15 protein-coding genes are annotated in these 15,958 nt (G+C 73.7%); 5 read left to right on the top strand and 10 right to left on the bottom strand.

Features of this window, described 5'->3' with window-relative positions:
• Positions 1–89 precede the first annotated feature (89 nt).
• Positions 90–1,511 carry an Rv2231c family pyridoxal phosphate-dependent protein CobC gene (cobC, locus tag AAT21_RS05055; RefSeq protein ID WP_235438677.1) on the top strand — a complete coding sequence of 474 codons (1,422 nt, stop codon included), beginning with the start codon at positions 90–92 and terminating at the stop codon, positions 1,509–1,511.
• Positions 1,512–1,704: 193 nt separating this feature from the next.
• On the top strand, positions 1,705–2,937 hold the full coding sequence (locus AAT21_RS05050) for a CapA family protein (protein WP_079025427.1): 1,233 nt from the start codon (positions 1,705–1,707) through the stop codon (positions 2,935–2,937).
• 112 nt (positions 2,938–3,049) lie between these two features.
• Here AAT21_RS05050 and AAT21_RS05045 read toward each other — a convergent pair whose 3' ends face one another.
• The 10 genes from AAT21_RS05045 to AAT21_RS05000 all read right to left on the bottom strand — a co-directional run bounded on the left by AAT21_RS05045 (position 3,050) and on the right by AAT21_RS05000 (position 13,283).
• Positions 3,050–4,030 (bottom strand): SCO1860 family LAETG-anchored protein, encoded by a 981-nt coding sequence (locus tag AAT21_RS05045; RefSeq protein WP_046775410.1) that lies wholly within the window; start codon positions 4,028–4,030, stop codon positions 3,050–3,052.
• A 202-nt stretch (positions 4,031–4,232) separates the two neighbouring features.
• Complete coding sequence (locus AAT21_RS05040) at positions 4,233–5,363, bottom strand: amidohydrolase family protein (protein WP_046775409.1); 1,131 nt, start codon at positions 5,361–5,363, stop codon at positions 4,233–4,235.
• 30 nt (positions 5,364–5,393) lie between these two features.
• Positions 5,394–6,455, bottom strand: a complete 1,062-nt coding sequence (locus AAT21_RS05035) for an aminotransferase class V-fold PLP-dependent enzyme (protein ID WP_046775408.1) — start codon at positions 6,453–6,455, stop codon at positions 5,394–5,396.
• A 70-nt stretch (positions 6,456–6,525) separates the two neighbouring features.
• Positions 6,526–7,233 carry a DsbA family oxidoreductase gene (locus AAT21_RS05030; protein WP_046775407.1) on the bottom strand — a complete coding sequence of 236 codons (708 nt, stop codon included), beginning with the start codon at positions 7,231–7,233 and terminating at the stop codon, positions 6,526–6,528.
• Positions 7,234–7,348: 115 nt separating this feature from the next.
• Positions 7,349–7,843 carry a GNAT family N-acetyltransferase gene (locus AAT21_RS05025; RefSeq protein ID WP_327152714.1) on the bottom strand — a complete coding sequence of 165 codons (495 nt, stop codon included), beginning with the start codon at positions 7,841–7,843 and terminating at the stop codon, positions 7,349–7,351.
• 52 nt (positions 7,844–7,895) lie between these two features.
• A complete protein-coding gene (locus AAT21_RS05020) occupies positions 7,896–9,344 on the bottom strand; it encodes a peptidoglycan D,D-transpeptidase FtsI family protein (protein ID WP_046775406.1) in 1,449 nt (482 codons plus the stop codon).
• Positions 9,345–9,406: 62 nt separating this feature from the next.
• Positions 9,407–10,090 (bottom strand): response regulator transcription factor, encoded by a 684-nt coding sequence (locus tag AAT21_RS05015; protein ID WP_046775405.1) that lies wholly within the window; start codon positions 10,088–10,090, stop codon positions 9,407–9,409.
• Positions 10,087–11,379: a sensor histidine kinase gene (locus tag AAT21_RS05010; RefSeq protein WP_046775404.1), complete on the bottom strand. Its 1,293-nt coding sequence runs from the start codon at positions 11,377–11,379 to the stop codon at positions 10,087–10,089. The genes AAT21_RS05015 and AAT21_RS05010 overlap by 4 nt, the downstream gene beginning before the upstream one ends.
• On the bottom strand, positions 11,379–12,362 hold the full coding sequence (locus tag AAT21_RS05005; RefSeq protein WP_046775403.1) for a hypothetical protein: 984 nt from the start codon (positions 12,360–12,362) through the stop codon (positions 11,379–11,381). The genes AAT21_RS05010 and AAT21_RS05005 overlap by 1 nt, the downstream gene beginning before the upstream one ends.
• Before the next feature lie 138 nt (positions 12,363–12,500).
• Positions 12,501–13,283, bottom strand: a complete 783-nt coding sequence (locus AAT21_RS05000) for an IclR family transcriptional regulator (protein WP_046775402.1) — start codon at positions 13,281–13,283, stop codon at positions 12,501–12,503.
• A 137-nt stretch (positions 13,284–13,420) separates the two neighbouring features.
• Here AAT21_RS05000 and AAT21_RS04995 point away from each other — a divergent pair, with 137 nt between their 5' ends.
• From AAT21_RS04995 to AAT21_RS38630, 3 genes are all read left to right on the top strand, one after another.
• Positions 13,421–14,944 (top strand): aldehyde dehydrogenase (NADP(+)), encoded by a 1,524-nt coding sequence (locus AAT21_RS04995; RefSeq protein ID WP_046775401.1) that lies wholly within the window; start codon positions 13,421–13,423, stop codon positions 14,942–14,944.
• A 179-nt stretch (positions 14,945–15,123) separates the two neighbouring features.
• Complete coding sequence (locus tag AAT21_RS04990; protein ID WP_046775400.1) at positions 15,124–15,363, top strand: hypothetical protein; 240 nt, start codon at positions 15,124–15,126, stop codon at positions 15,361–15,363.
• A 44-nt stretch (positions 15,364–15,407) separates the two neighbouring features.
• On the top strand, positions 15,408–15,958 hold a 551-nt coding region (locus tag AAT21_RS38630; protein ID WP_235438676.1), incomplete at its 3' end, for a TerD family protein.

Raw genomic sequence — 15,958 nt, 5'->3', positions numbered from 1 at the left:
CGCACGCGGGCGGCGGGCGTCGCAGTGTTGACGACTGACCGGTGTCCGGTGAAGTGCCGGTGACCGTGACTACGGAGGGAGGCCCCGCGGTGGGCGAGTACACGACGCAGCTGGTGGTCGGGGTCGGCGGGCGGGCGGGAGTGTCCGTCGAGGAGGTCTGCGCGCTGGTCGAGGAGACGCTGCGGGGCGCCGGGCTGGCCGCGGCGGCGGTGACGGCGCTGGCCACGGTGGACTCGAAGGCGGGCGAGGCGGGGATCGCCGGGGCGGCGGAACGTTTCGGCGTGCCTGTCGTCGGCTATCCCGCGGACCGGCTGGCCGCCGTCCCCGTGCCGCACCCCTCGGAGGCGGCGCGGGCCGCGACCGGCACCCCCTCGGTGGCGGAGGCCGCCGCCCTCGTGGCGGGCGGGGAGCTCCTCGTGCCCAAGCGCCGCTCACTGTCGGCGACCTGCGCGGTGGCCACGGCGCAGGCCCACGACCTGCGCCACCACGGGGACGCCGAGGTGGCGGACGCGGGCTCCGCCCTGGAGGACCTCGCGGTCAACGTACGGGCGAACACGCCGCCGGAGTGGCTCAAGCAGCGGATCGCCGCCTGTCTCGGGGACCTCGCCGCGTATCCCGACGGGCGCGCCGCCCGGGCGGCGGTGGCGGCCCGGCACGGGCTGCCGGTCGAGCGGGTGCTGCTGACGGCGGGGGCGGCGGAGGCCTTCGTGCTGATCGCGCGGGCCCTGGGCGCCGTACGGCCGGTCGTGGTGCATCCGCAGTTCACCGAGCCGGAGGCCGCCCTGCGCGACGCCGGCCATCAGGTCGAGCGGGTGGTGCTGCGCGCCGAGGACGGGTTCCGGCTGGATCCGGCCGCCGTGCCGGAGGACGCGGACCTGGTGGTCGTCGGCAACCCGACCAATCCGACGTCCGTCCTGCACCCGGCGGCGACCCTGGCCGCGCTGGCCCGGCCGGGCCGGACCCTGGTGGTGGATGAGGCGTTCATGGACGCGGTCCCGGGCGAACGGGAGGCCCTCGCGGGCCGGACGGACCTGCCGGGGCTGGTGGTGCTGCGGAGCCTGACGAAGACGTGGGGCCTGGCAGGGCTGCGGATCGGCTACGTACTGGCCGAGCCCGGGGTGATCGCGAAGCTGGCGGCGGCGCAGCCGCTGTGGCCGGTGTCGACGCCCGCCCTGGTGGCGGCCGAGGCCTGCGTGGCTCCGGCGGCGCTGGCCGAGGCGGAGGAGGCGGCGCGGCGGATCGCGGTGGACAGGGCGCACCTGCTGGCCGGGCTCGCGGAGTTCGAGGAGGTGACGGTCGTGGGCCGGGCGGAGGGTCCGTTCGTCCTGATCCGGGTGGCGGACGGCGCGGAGGTCCGCACCCAGCTGCGGGCCCTCGGCTTCGCCGTCCGGCGGGGGGACACCTTCCCCGGGCTGGACCGGACCTGGCTCCGGCTGGCGGTGCGCGACCGGGCGACGACGGGCCGGCTGCTGCAGGCCCTGGACCGGGCCCTCGCGCTGACCGCCCGCTGACCGCCCGCTGACCTCGCGCCGGCCTCGGGCCGACCTGGGGGCGGCCTCCAGATCGCCTCGGGCACACCCGCCTGACCTGCGTGTTCCCGGGGGTTCCGGTGCCGGGTTCACTCGAACGGCCCCCCTACGATGGCTGCGGGGGCGGGGCCGTTCGAGGATCCCCGCATCGGGGCACGGACAACGGGGGCAGGCAATGAAGGCATCCGCCGCGGCAGGCGCAGCGCTGGCCGGACTGGTGATCGTGGGCGGCGCCCTGTACGCAGTACCGCAGCTGCTCGACGGAGACGACGCACCCGCCGCACGGCAGCGGCTGGGCGCCGGACAGGACCGCGCCGCGACACCCCCGCCGACGGCCGCCGCCGCGCCCGCGGGACAGCCGTTCACGCTGGTGGCGACCGGGGACATCATCCCGTACCCGTCCATCGTCCAACGGGCGGGGGACGACGCCGGCCGGGCCGGGGAGTACGACTTCCGGAAGATACTCGCCGGGGTCAAACCCCTGGTCTCCGCCGCCGACCTGGCGATATGCCACCACGAGATACCGTACGGGCGCCCCGGCGGGCCCTACACCGGCTATCCCACCTTCAAGGCCCCGCACCAGCTGGCGGACGCCCTCAAGGACGCCGGGTACGACGGGTGTTCCACCGCCTCGAACCACACGCTGGACGACGGCTACGAGGGCCTCGCCCGCACCCTGGAACACCTCGACCGGGTCGGCATCCCGCACGTCGGCTCGGCGCGCAGCGCGGAGGAGGCCAAGGCCCCGGCCCTGCTCTCGGCGGGCGGCGCGAAGGTCGCCCAGCTGTCGTACACGTACGGCACGAACGGCATCCCGCTCCCCCGGGACAAGCCGTGGGCCGTGAACCTGATCGACAAGGACCGGATCGTCGCCGACGCCCGCGCGGCCCGGGCGGGCGGGGCGAACGTCGTGGTGCTCAGCGTCCACTGGGGCACCGAATGGCAGACGGCCCCGGACCAGCAGCAGACGGAGCTGGCGCAGGCCCTGACCGCCTCCCGGTCGGCCGACGGCCTCCCCGACATCGACCTGATCATCGGCACGCACAACCACGTCCCGCAGCCCTACGAGAAGATCAACGGCACCTGGGTGGTCTTCGGCATGGGCGACCAGGTCGCCAGCTTCGTCCCGGCCGACAAGCTGCGCGGCAACCAGTCCTCGGTGCCCCGCTTCACCTTCGCCCCGGCGGCGGACCGGCCGGGCCGCTGGGAAGTGGTGAAGGCCGAGTACCTCACGCAGTACTCGGACATGGGCCCGCCGTTCCGCGTCGTCTGCGCCTCCTGCGCGGCCTCGGACGAGACGCTGCCGGCCGCGAAGCGCGACGCGTACGCACGGATCGACCGGCAGGTCACCGACGCCGTGATGTCACGTGGCGCGGGTGATCAGGGGCTCACCCACGCCACCCGTTGAGCACTCCCCTCCGATGTGCTCGCCGGGTGGCGGTGGTGCCGGACGCGGCCGCGCCGGACGGCGGGCCGAGGCCCGGGCCGGGAACCAGGTCGGGCCTGGTCGCCCGGTGGTCCTACTGGGCCCTGCCCCGGCGGGTCAGGAAGAGCGCTCCGCCGCCGAGGGCGAGCAGGGTCAGCGCACCGCCCGTGATGAAGGGGGTGAGCGAACCGCCGCCGGTCTCGGCCAGGTTGGCGTCCGGGGTGCCGCCCGAGCCGGTGCCCGAGCCGGTGGTGGCGCCGCCGGTGCCGTTCCCGGTGCCGGTGCCGGTGCCGGTCTGGGTCTTGATGTCGGGCTGCCCGGGCTGCCCCGGCTGCTCGGGCGCCTTCGTCGTCGGGGCCGGGCCCTTCGGGGACTCGCAGTGCGCCTCGGCCAGCACGATCTCGCCGTCCACCTGGGCCACGTTCAGGTTCAGCGGGTTCACCGCCACCTTCAGCCGGAGCGCGGCAGCGGCGGCCGTGCTGGAGGTGGTCTCGGTGCCGGACAGCTCCATACTGACCATGCCCACTCCGGGGACCTCGACCTTGGTGGGACCGCCCGCCGACAGGTTGACCTTCTTGCCGAGCGCGGTCACCGTGCCCAGGACGTTGGCGCTGGCCACCGGCTTCTTGCCGGCTTCGCAGACGGCCTTGGAGGTGACCTTCTCCACCTCGATCAGGGAGAGCAGCGGGAGCCCGGGGACGTGCACGCGGGCCTTGGCCAGGTTGACCTCGGCCGCCGCCGCGTTCTTGTCGGCGGTGGCCTTGGAGGTGGCGACGGTCGCGTTCAGGACGCTGACCGGCTTGTTCCCCTCGACCCCGTCCAGGGTGACGGTCAGCGCCGTCTTCTGCGCGGTCGCGGGGGCGCTGACCTCGTTGAGGGTGGCTTTCATCGGGACGTGCACGGTCTTGTTGAGCAGTCCCACGTCCAGTCCGGTGCGCAGGACGACGGCGCCGGCCTTGCCCTCTCCGCCGCCGGGGGTGCCTGCGGTGGCGGAGGCGGGCGGTGCGGTGAGCAGGGCGACCGCCCCCGTGGCGAGCAGAACGGCCGCGGGCATGCGGAAGGTGTTGCTGTTCAAGGTCCTGGAACCCCCGGGGAGTTGGGTGCCGTCGCGCGGCCAATGGGGGACATCGCACGCGCCGACGGCTTCGACCCTGGGAATCCTTACTCAATGTGGGTGACGGGGCAGCCACCTGAGGTCACTTCACCCCAAAGGGTGGTTTCCGTGCTGGGTTTCGATTTGCGGCCCCGCTCACCGCACCGCGTTCGTGCCGCCGTGTTCAGGCCCTGACCCTGCCGTCGACGACCACCCGCCGCGGCTGCGCCAGGACCCGTACGTCGGCCCGCGGGTCGGCGTCGTAGACCACCAGGTCCGCCGGTGCGCCCTCGGTCAGCCCCGGCCTGCCGAGCCACTCGCGGGCCGCCCAGGCCGTCGCCGAGAGGGCCTCCAGGGCCGGGATCCCGGCCTTCACCAGCTCGGCGACCTCCGCCGCGACCAGCCCGTGCGGCAGGGAACCCCCGGCGTCGGTGCCGACGTAGACCTGGATGCCCGCGTCGTGAGCGGCCCGGACGGTGTCGTAGCGCCGCTCGTGGAGCCGGCGCATGTGGGCCGACCAGCGGGGGAACTTCGCGTCGCCGCCCGCCGCGAGCTTCGGGAAGGTCGCGATGTTGACGAGGGTGGGGACGATCGCGACCCCGCGCTGCGCGAACAGCGGGATGGTGTCCTCGGTGAGGCCGGTGGCGTGTTCGATGCAGTCGATGCCGGCCTCGACGAGGTCGCGCAGCGAGTCCTCGGCGAAGCAGTGGGCGGTGACCCGGGCGCCCAGCCGGTGCGCCTCGGCGATGGCCGCCTCGACCTCGGCGCGCGGCCAGCAGGCCGTCAGGTCGCCGGCGTCGCGGTCGATCCAGTCGCCGACCAGCTTCACCCAGCCGTCGCCGCGCCGTGCCTCGCGGCCGACGTACTCGACGAGGTCGGCCGGCTCGATCTCGTGGGCGTAGTTGCGGATGTAGCGGCGGGTGCGCGCGATGTGCCGGCCCGCCCGGATGATCTTCGGGAGGTCCTCGCGGTCGTCGATCCAGCGGGTGTCCGAGGGCGATCCGGCGTCGCGGATCAGGAGGGTGCCCGCGTCGCGGTCGGTGAGCGCCTGGCGCTCGGCCGTCCCGGCGTCGACCGGCCCGTGGGCGTCGAGCCCCACGTGGCAGTGCGCGTCGACCAGCCCGGGCAGGACCCAGCCGGTCACGGTGGTGACCTCGCGGGCGCCGGGCGGGCGCTCGTAGGAGACGCGCCCGCCGACGACCCAGAGCTCGTCGCGGACCTCGTCGGGCCCGATCAGCACCCGCCCCTTCACGTGCAGCACATCACCCGAGCCGCCCGAGCCGGTCTGACCGCTCACATCGCTCACATCGCTCATGGCGGCACTGTACGTGCGGCCCCCGCCGCCTCAGGAGGCGGAGAGGGCGTCCAGGAGCCGGTCCACCTCCGCCTCCGTGTTGTACAGGTGGAACGCGGCCCGCAGCAGGCCCGCGCGGGCCGAGGTGAGGATGCCGGCCGCCTCCAGGGCCGGCTGCCGGCCGGCGAGGCCCGGCACGGAGACGATGGCGGCGTCACCGGGTACGGGCTCATGGCCGAGACTCGCGAGTCCGGCGCGGTAGCGGGCGGCCAGGGCGGTGTCGTGGGCGTGCACGGCCTCGATGCCGATCCGCTCGAACAGGGCCAGCGAGACCTCTGCCGCGTGGTAGGCGAGGAAGGCCGGGGACTCGTCGAACCGCCGTGCGGAAGCAGCCAGTTCGGGCATCGGGCCGTAGACGGCGTCCCACATGGACTCCGCGGCCACCCAGCCGGCGTGCAGCGGGGTCAGCGCCTCCTGCGCCTCCTGCGACACGGTCAGGAACGAGGCCCCGCGGACGCCGAGCAGCCACTTGAAGCCGACGGTGACCGTGTAGTCGTACGGCGTGGCGTCGAAGGGCAGCCAGCCCGCCGCCTGGGAGGCGTCCACGAGCATCCGGGCGCCGTGCGCGGCGGTCGCCGCGCGGACCGCCGCCAGGTCGGCCTTGCGCCCGTCCGCGGACTGTACGGCGCTCAGCGAGACCAGGGCGGTGTCCGGGCCGACGGCCTCGGCGAGGGACTCCAGCGGTGCGAACCGCACCTTGAGGTCGTCCCGCACCACGAACGGGTTGATCACGGAGGCGAAGTCGTCCTCCGGGCACAGCACTTCGGCGCCGGAGGGCAGCGAGGCCGCGACGAGGCCGACGTGGGTGGCCACCGCCGAGCCGACGGCCACCCGGTCGGCATCCACCCCGACCAGGCGGGCGAAGGAGGCGCGGGCGCGGTTCACGCGGTCGAAGTCGCCGAATCCGGCGGGGATCCCGGCCCCCGCCCCCTCGGCGAGCTCCTTCATCGCGGCGACGGCGGAACGCGGGACGACCCCGCATTTCGCGGAGTTGAGATAGGTGGTGGAGTGGGCGAACTCGGCACGGGTCGCTTCGGCGATCGGAAGATCCATGCCGTCAACTCTGCGCCAGGAACGACCCAAAGTCCATTGCCGAGTTTTACCCGCCCACTCCAAGCAATGCTTATACCTGCGGGACGGCGCACGCCCCGTCGGGCTCGCACGCGTCGGCCCCGGGGACCGGCTCCTCCACCTCGCGCCCGGCCCACGCCTGCTCCAGTGCCCGGGTGAACACCTCGGCCGGCTGTCCGCCGGAGATCCCGTAACGGCGGTCGAGGACGAAGAACGGCACGGCGTTCGCACCCAGCTCGGCGGCCTCGCGCTCGTCGGCGCGGACCTCGTCGGCATAGGCGGAGTCGTCGGCGAGGACGGCGCGCGCCTCCTCCTCGTCCAGTCCGGCCTCGACCGCGAGCGCGACCAGCACCCCGGGGTCGAAGACGGAGCGCTCCTCGGCGAAGTTGGCCCGGTAGGCGAGGTCGAGCAGCTCCTCCTGCCGGCCCCTGGCGTCGGCCAGGTGCAGCAGCCGGTGGATGTCGAAGGTGTTGCCGTGGTCGCGCCCCTCGGTCCGGTACGTCAGCCCCTCGGCGCGGGCGCTCGCGGCGACGTGCTCCTCCATGCCGCGCGCCTCGTCGAGGGTGCGGCCGTACTTCTTGGCGAGCATCTCCACGACGGGAGCCGTCACGCCCTTGGGGCTGCCCGGGTCGAGCTCGAAGGACCGGAAGACGACCTCCACCTCGTCACGGTGCGCGAACGCGGCCAGCCCCTTGGTGAAACGGGCCTTGCCGATGTAGCACCAGGGGCAGGCGATGTCGCTCCAGATCTCGACGCGCATGATCCTTCTTCTCTCCGGGGTCACTGAGGGGACGGTTTGCTGTTCAACCATCAGTGGTGTGAACCATCCGCCCGGCCGTCCCATTCCCCGGACGCCGCGGGTGGGGCGGACGGCATCAGCGGCAGGCGATGTCCAGCCAGAGCGTGCGGTGGCTGCCCGCCGGGGTGCCGGCCGGGTCGGGGAGCCAGCCCTGGGCCGTGTAGAAGGCCTGGGCCCGGAGGTTGTGCTCGTAGACCTCCAAGCGGACCCGGCGGACGCCGGCGCGCCGCCAGACCTCCACGCAGGCGGCGTGCAGGGCGCCCCCGGTCCCCCGGCGCCAGTGGACCGGGTCGACGTGCAGCTGGGTGAGGGTGGTCTCGCCGTCCTGCGTGCGGTAGGCGGCGACCCCGGTGAGCTCGCCGTCCTCCTCGGCGCACAGCACCCCGCCCTCGGTGGCGTCGCGGGCGACGGCCAGGGTCCAGCCCTCGCGGGTCCGGGCCAGCTCGGCCTCCCCCGCATAGGCCTCCTCGGGTATGTGGCCCTGGTAGTAGGTGGCGCGGGCCCTGGTGTGGAGGGCGGCGATGGCGTCGAGGTCGGCGGGTCGCGCATTCCTGATCATGAAGACGGACACGCGCCGGGAACCACGTCGGTTCCCGGCGCGTCGGGCACGGAGCCCCGCTCGCCTACTTCTTCAGCCAGGCCTGCATCATCTTCTGCGCGATCGGCGCGGCCAGCTTGCCGCCGCCGATCTCGGAGCGGTCGGTGTCGGAGTTCTCGATCACCACGGCCACGGCGATCTGCTTGCCGTTCGCCTTGCCGTACGAGGTGAACCAGGCCAGCGGCGCGAGGCTGTTGTTCACACCGCGCTGGGCGGTGCCGGTCTTGCCGCCCACCTCCGCGCCCGGCACCTGAGCCGGCTTGCCGCCGCCCTCGGTGGCGACGGTGCGCATGGCGTCCCGGACCATCGAGGCCGTCCGCTCCTTCATCACCTGCTGGGACTTCGGGTCCTTGAAGCTCTCCAGCATGTTGCCGCCCGCGTCGGTGACCTCGGAGACCATGTGCGGGGCGACGAGCTTGCCACCGTTCTCGATCGCGGCCGTGACCATCGCCATCTGCAGCGGGGTGGCCTGGACGTCGAACTGTCCGATGCCCGTCTGCGCGACCTGGTCGATCGACATCTTCTTGGACGGGTACTTGCTCGGCGGGTTGGTGCGGACCGGGGTGTCGATCTGCGTGTTGAAGCCGAGCTTCTCCGCGGTCGCGCGCATCTTGTCCTGGCCGAGCTTGGAGGCGAGCTCGGCGAACACGTTGTTGCAGGACAGGCGCAGGGCGGTGCGCACCGAGACGTTGTTGCAGGCCGCGGAGCCCGCCTCGCTGGGCAGCGGGGTGCGGGTGCCGGGGATCGTGTACGGGTCGGCGATGCCGGTCTGCTGGTCGATGTCGGTGACCAGGCCGTTCTCGATCGCCGCGGCGAGGGTGACCAGCTTGAAGGTGGAGCCGGGCGCCTGGGGCTTGCGCAGGGCCACGTTCTCCATGGCCTTGCCCTGGTCGGCGGAGAGCGCGTCCCAGGCCTTCTGGTCGTTGGCGCCGGCGATGCTGCCGGGGTCGAAGGAGGGGTTGTTCACGACGGCGAGGATCTCGCCGGTGACGGGGTCGATGGCCACGGCGGCGCCCTGCTTGCCCTGGAGCGCGTCGTAGGCGGCCTTCTGGACGTCCTTGTCGATCGTGGTGAGGACGTTGCCGGGGTCGGCCCGCTTGTTGGTGAGCGTGTCCATCACGGTCTTCAGCCGGCTGTCGGAGCCGTTGAGGACGTTCTTGTAGATGCCCTCCAGCATGCTGGTGCCGTAGGCCTGCGAGCTGTAGCCGGTGACGGGCGCGTAGAGGGGGCCGTCGACGTAGGTCCGCTTGTAGCCGAAGTCCTTGCCTCCCGTCTTCTCCGAGCCGGTGATCGCCTCCCCGCCCACGATGATGTTGCCCAGCGGGTTCTCGAACTGCCCGATGAGATTGCGGCGGTTGTGCTTGTCGTCTGCGAGGGCCTGGCCTTGGTACGCCTGCACCCAGGTGACGCGGACCAGCAGGGCCAGCACCAGGAGCAGACAGAAGACCGACGCACGCCTGATCGTTTTGTTCATCGAACGGAAGGACGCCCCGGCGGCCCTCGCCGTTCCGCTCTGCCCTGATTATGGCCGAGTTCTCAGCGTTTCTTCATGATGAACCCTCCCTCGTAGGCCGCGATGACCGCCTGGGTGCGATCGCGGGAGCCGGTCTTGGTGAGGACCGACGCGACGTGTGTCTTGACCGTCTGGGGTCCGACCCCGAGCCGTTCGCTCATCTCGTGGTTGGACAGCCCGGTGGCCATCAGGCGCAGGACGTCGGCCTCGCGGTCGGTGAGCCTGGCGACCCAGGGGGCGGCGACGGGGGCGGGGGCCGACGCGTGCGTGGCGGCGAGGGAGCGGACGGCGGCCGGGAAGAGCAGCGAGTCGCCGCGGGCGACGAGCCGGACCGCGCCGATCAGCTCGTCGGGGTCGGCGCGCTTGAGGATGAAGCCGACGGCTCCGGCGCGCAGCGCGTCATAGACGTGGGCGTCGTTCTCGAAGGTGGTGACGACCACGATCCTGGGCGGCTCGGCCATGGTGGCCAGGATCTGCTCGGTGGCCCGGATGCCGTCGATCTCGGGCATCCGGACGTCCATCAGCACCACGTCGGGGGCGAGGGAGCGCACCAGCGGGACCGCCTCGGCGCCGGTGGCGGCCTCGCCGACGACCTCCAGGTCCGCCTCGGCCTCGATGATGACCCGCAGCGCCGTGCGGACCATCCGCTCGTCGTCGCAGAGCACGATGCGCAGCGGCGGCCGGTCCGCCGGGGCGGCCGCGGTCATCGGTCGCCTCCGGCCAGCGGGAGGACCGCGCGCAGCCGCCACCGGTCCCCGTGCGGGCCCGCCTCGACGCTGCCGCCGAGCAGTGCGGCCCGCTCGGCGGAGCCGCGCAGCCCGCGGCCGCCGGTGGTGCGGCGCTCCCGGTCCTCGGGCCCGGCGGGCGGATTGGTCATGGTGATCTCCAGTTCTCGCGGTGCGGTGTCGTGGCCGGCCCGGACGAGGATCCGAAGATCCACCGGGCCGGCGCCGTGGCGCAGGGCGTTGCTGAGGCCTTCCTGGACGATCCGGTAGGCCTCGCGCGAGGTGATCTCCGGAAGCCGGTGCCAGTCCTCCGCGGGCCCGGGGTCCTGGTGTGCGGTGACGGTGGTTCCCGCGGCCCGGGTGCGGGCGAGCAGGCCGTCGAGGTCGGCGGCGAGGGTGGGGGCGGGGGCGGCCGCGCCGTCCGGCCGGGCCGGATCCCCCTCCCGCAGCAGGCCCAGGACGGCGTCCAGCTCGCCCACCGTCCGCCGGGTGGTGTCCTCGATCGCCGCGAGCGCCTCCCGGACGAACTCGGGATCGCGCTCCAGCATCCGCCGGGCGGCGGCCGCCTGGAGGGTGACGGCGCTGAGCGCGTGCCCGACCGCGTCGTGCAGCTCCCGGGCGAGCCGGTTGCGCACCGCCAGGTCGGCGGCCCGCTCCTCGGCCGCCGCCAGCCGGTCCGCCGCCGTCGGCCCGAGCAGTACGGGAGCCAGCCGGGCCAGCAGCTCCCCCGCTGCGGCCGCGCACACCGCGAGAGCGGCCAGCAGGCCGATCCCGAGGAGGGGCGCCGTGTACGTCTCGACGCCCGTGCCGAACCAGCCGAATCCCAGCCGGACTTCACGCAGGCCGCTGACGAAGGGCAGGACGAGCAGCACCACCGCCATGGGCGGCACCGCCAGGGTCATCCCGCTGACCAGCGCTCCGACCCCCAGGTGCAGGGTCCACCAGGCGGAGGCCCGCCCCCGCGCGGCCCAGGTCCGCGCGGGCCCTTCGGCGAGCCGCTCCCCCGGCACCGCGCACATGGCCCGCACGGCTGTCACCGACAGCGGCCGGACCAGCCCGTACACCCCGGTGACGGCCGCCAGCGGGAGCGCCGCCGCGTAGGCGGCGAGGCTCAGCGGGAGGGAGGACAGGGCGTTGGCTCCGCCGGCCGCCGAGCCGACCCCCACCGAGGCCAGGAGGAAGTACGGCATCAGCAGGGCGCCGCCGAGGATCTGGTGGAGCCACCGCAGCCGGGCCCGCTCACCCAGCAGCCGGCCCAGGCCCTCGCGCATCAGCTCGCGCGTCGGGATATGAGGAACCGGGTGAGGACGGCGGTGGCGAGCGCTCCGGTGATCATCTGGCCAGCGTAGATCAGCTGCCCGGCGGTGGAGGGTGCTTCGCCGCCGTCGACCTGCGGGCCCAGCGAGGCGATCAGCATCCAGGCTCCCCAGGCCAGGGTCGCGGCGGCGCCGACCCAGGTGAGCCCGAGCGGCCACCGTGCCCGCAGCGTCCGGCCGCGGGTCAGGAGCAGCGTGCCCACTCCCGCGGCAAGCGCACATATCGCGTGGGCGACGGAGCCCACGGCGCTCTCCGCCGAATACGCCTCGGCCCGCTCGGCGCTCAGCCCGGCCGTGCCGCCGAAGGCCCAGGAGAGGTACAGCGCTCCCAGGGCCAGGGCGCACAGGACCGCGGCTGCCGCCACCACCCCCGTGGGCGACGGCAGCCGCTCTCCCACCACGCCCTGCCACCGCCGGCCCCAGCGCCTGCGCGCATAGGGCACGAACAGTCCGGCCAGGGCGAGTCCTTGGACGGTGAATCCCGTGTACACGACGATGAAGACCCAGGAATCCAGGAAGGGCTCCCGCGCGGCCTCCTCCTGAGGACCGATCCCGAACCCGAGGGCCCGTACGAGCAGCTGGCCCGGGAAGCCGAGGAGGATCGGGGTCAGCAGGCCCGTGGCGGTGAACACCGGAACGGTCAGCATCCAGGCGGGCGTTCTGAGCCCCCAGGGTCTGGTGAGCACCAGGACGAGCACGATCACGGCCGCGTCCATGGCCAGCGTGACGGCATTGGCCACGGTGAGGAACAGGCCGGCCTCCAGCAGCACGCTGCCGTCCGGTATCCCGATCCGGCTGCCGGACAGCCAGGCAGCCTTGAGCGCCAGATACGGCACCGTGGCCGCCAGGGCCGCTGCAGCGAGGACGCGCCTCCCGGTCCCCTGCGACGGGGCGGAGGACTGCGGTTCGTACGTCGTGTGAACGCCTCGTGTGGTCATGTCCCCACGGTCGCGTGCGCGGCGGCCCGCCACCTCCCCCTCGAAGGGGAACCGCCTCCCCCGTGCGGGGGAGGAGCCTCACGGGCTCCCCGGCGGGAAACCTCCCGGACTCCCGGACCCGCGGCCTCGCACACGCTGTCACATGCGGCGCGTCACCACCGACAGCCGGTCGCGCGCCTCGAACAGCGCCGCCTTGATGACCTGCTCGTGCCCCGGCGTCAGCCGGGCCACCGGCACCGAACAGCTCACCGCGTCCCGGGCCGGCGTCCGGTACGGCACGGCCACCCCGAAGCAGCGCAGTCCGAGCGTGTTCTCCTCCCGGTCCACCGCGTACCCCTGCTCCCGTACCAGTTCCAGTTCCTCGATGAGCTGCTCCCGGTCGGTGATGGTGTGCTCGGTGACCGCCTCCAGCCGCCGCGGCAGCAGCGCCCGTACCTCCGCGTCCGAGTGCGTGGCGAGCAGCGCCTTGCCGAGCGCCGTCGAGTGCACGGGCAGCCGCCGTCCGACCCGGGTGAAGGGCCTCAGGTAGTGCTGGGACTGCCGGGTGGCGAGGTACACCACGCTCGTTCCGTCGATCCGGGCCAGGTGGATGGTCTCCGTCGTGTCGTCGGAGAGCCGGTCCAGGGTGGGCCGGGCCGCGGCGACCACCTCGTCGCCGTCGATGTACGAGCTGCCGACCAGCAGGGCCCGTACGCCGATGCCGTACCGGGTGCCCGTCGCGTCGGTCTCCACCCAGCCCAGGTTCACCAGGGTGCGCAGCAGCATGTAGAGGCTGGACTTGGGCAGGGAGAGGTCGTTCTGGATGTCGGCCAGACTGTGCAGCCCCGGCCGCGCCGCGAAGTGCTCCAGCAGCAGGACGGTGCGGACCGCCGATTTGACCGGCGCGGCCTGGGCAGGGATCCCCTGCTCGGTCGTCGTCATACGCCTGCTTCCCCTCTGGTCGCCACTTGTCGGCTCTTGTCACGCGGAGGACCCGGAAATAGAGTCCGCAGCAGATGTGATCATTCATCCACCGGAACCACGTTCAGAATACTGAACGATCCAGGAGGCAGTGGGCCATGACAACGACACCAGTCTGGAGTGTGGACCCCCGCACCGGGAAGCAACGCGAACAGGTTGCGGTGGAGGCCACACCCCGCGAGGTGGACGAGGCCGTACGGGCCGCCCACGCCGCCCGCGGACCGCTGGCGGACGCCGCCGTCCGTGCCGCGTTCCTGCGCACCGCCGCCGCGCTGCTCGACGAGGCCGCCGCCCACGTCATCGAGGCCGCCGACGCCGAGACGGCACTGGGCCCGGGCCGGCTCACCGGCGAACTGGCCCGCACCACCGGCCAGCTGCGCGCCTTCGCCGACGCCGTCGACGAGGGGTCCTACCTCGACATCCGGATCGACCGCGCCGATCCCTCGCTCAGCCCGCCCCGCCCCGAGCTGCGCCGCTACAAGGTGCCGCTCGGCGTGGTCGCGGTCTACGCCGCCTCCAACTTCCCGCTCGCCTTCTCCGTCCCCGGCGGGGACACCGCGAGCGCGCTGGCCGCGGGCTGCCCGGTCGTGGTCAAGGCGCACCCCGACCACCCCGCCACCTCCGAGCTGTGCGCCTCGCTGCTGCGCCGGGCCGCCGTCGCGAACGGGCTCCCGCCCGAGGTGGTGAGCGTGGTCCACGGGTTCGACGCCGGCCTGGAGCTGATCCGCCACCCGCTGGTCGCCGCCGCCGGATTCACCGGTTCCGTCCGGGGCGGCAGGGCGCTGTTCGACGCCGCCGCCGCCCGGCCGGTGCCCATCCCCTTCCACGGGGAACTGGGCTCCCTCAACCCCGTCGTGGTCACCCCGGCAGCGGCCGCCGAACGCGCCGAGGAGATCGGCTCCGGTCTCGCGGCCTCGATGACCCTCGGCGTCGGCCAGTTCTGCGTGAAGCCCGGCCTGGTCCTGGTGCCCGACGGCGCGGACGGCGACCGGATCACCGGCGAGCTCACCAAGGCCCTCGGCGAGACCGAGCCCGGGGTGCTCCTCGACCGGCGGATGCGGGAGAACTTCATCTCCGGGGTGCGTGAGCGGGCCGCGCTGCCCGGCGTCGAGGCCCCCGTGACGCCGGGGTCCGGCGGCGAGCACACGGTGGGTGCGGGCTACCTGACCGTACGGGCCGGGGACCTCCTCGCGGGCGACGGGCACGACCTCCTCCTGGAGGAGTGCTTCGGCCCGGTCACCGTCGTCGTGCGGTACGGCGGGCAGGCCGAGGCGGGCGCGGTTCTCGAACTGCTGGACGGGAACCTGAGCGCCACCCTCCAGCTGTCGGCCGCCGAGACCGAGGGCGCCCCGGGCCCGGCGGCCGCGCTGATCGGGCAGGTCACCCGGCTGGCGGGGCGGATCGTGGTCAACGGCTGGCCGACGGGGGTCGCGGTGGCCCCGGCCCAGCACCACGGCGGGCCGTACCCGGCCGCGACCTCGCACTCCACCTCCGTGGGCGGCACGGCGATCGAGCGCTGGCTGCGGCCGGTGGCCTACCAGTCGGTGCCGGACGCGCTGCTGCCGGCCGAGCTGCGCGAGGCCAACCCCCTGGGACTCCCCCGCCGGGTCACGGGCGACTGACCCCCGGCGGCCGGGCCCAGGGTCCCGGCCGCCCTGCGCGCACGAAAAAACGAACACACGAGCGCACTGGCCCACTGGCGCACTGGCGCACTGGCGCACTGGCGCACTGGCGCACTGGCGCACTGGCGCACGAACAAACCCGTTGCCCGCCCCGCCCCCGGCGGGGCAGGCTGCGGGCCATGCCGAAACCGCACGGGTTCACCTACGACCGACGGGGCGACGGTCACGTCGTCATCACCCACCGGGGCCGCACCGCCGCCACCCTGCGAGGGGACCGTGCCGCCGCCTTCCTGGCCGAAGTGGAGGCCGCGGATCCGCAGCTCGTGATGGCCCGGTGGACCGGCTCGTACAAGTTCGGCAACGAGCGCACCGCGAAGAACCACCCCCGCAACCGGCGCGGAAATATCCCGCGAGGGTAAGGGAACGGCAAAGCCCCTTTGGTCGTTCTCCGGGCATGACCGCTATGACCCCTGGATCCAACCTGCCGCTCAATGCCGTCCGCGTGACGGTCGACGTGGCTGCGCCGGTGCGGCTCGACGTGTCCGCCCTGCTCCTCACGGCGGACGGCAAGGTGCGCTCCGACGCCGACTTCATCTTCTTCAACCAGCCCACCGGGCCCGGTGTCACCTACCGGTCCGGTGGCGGTGCGGCACCGGACTCGGTCACCGTGGACACCGCCTCGGTGCCCCCGGGCATCGAGCGGATCGTGGTCACGGCCAGCCCCGACGCCGCCGGACAGACCTTCCAGGGCATCGAGCCCACCGCCACCGTGCGCAACGCCGACGGCGGCTCGGTGATCGCCTCGTTCACCCCGCCGCAGCTGGCCACCGAGACGGCGCTCGTCGTCGTCGAGATCTACCAGCGCGGCGGTGTGTGGAAGGTCCGCGCGGTCGGCCAGGGGTATGCGAACGGCCTCGCCGGCATCGCCACCGACTTCGGGGTGAGCGTGGACGAGGAACCGGCTCCCGCGGCGGCCGTCGCCCCGCCCGCGCCCCCGGCGCCTGCGGCACCCCC

This window comes from Streptomyces yangpuensis (assembly GCF_001005295.1).
Classification (GTDB): domain Bacteria; phylum Actinomycetota; class Actinomycetes; order Streptomycetales; family Streptomycetaceae; genus Streptomyces; species Streptomyces yangpuensis.
This window is presented reverse-complemented; position numbering and strand designations above follow the sequence as displayed.